A 251-nucleotide genomic window follows, 5' to 3' on the forward strand; every position below is an offset into this window, starting at 1 on the left:
ACTGCGTTTGTGGTGTACATGATCTTACGTATACCGCTGCCATAGTCAAAAAGCTGTTCGACATGTGAAAAGTGTCTCACCCAGACATCCACTGCACCAGGATAATGAGACCACTGCTGCTTAAATGTTAATGGCAAAACTAAAATGTAGGAAAACGGCAATTTAAAATTGTTGGTTTTCCTACATTTTTTAGTATGCTTTTCTCATGCTTTCAAGGAGGATTTCATGAGAAAAGATATACGAGAAGGAGT

Annotated in this window: 1 pseudogene; it reads right to left on the reverse strand. The window is 38.6% G+C overall.

Annotated elements, in window-relative coordinates:
• Positions 1-128 (reverse strand): annotated as a pseudogene (locus tag ERX29_RS10905) (IS256 family transposase); the annotation flags it as partial.
• Positions 129-251: the final 123 nt, after the last annotated feature.

The sequence above is a fragment of the Macrococcus lamae genome, assembly GCF_004359545.1.
Taxonomy (GTDB): domain Bacteria; phylum Bacillota; class Bacilli; order Staphylococcales; family Staphylococcaceae; genus Macrococcus; species Macrococcus lamae.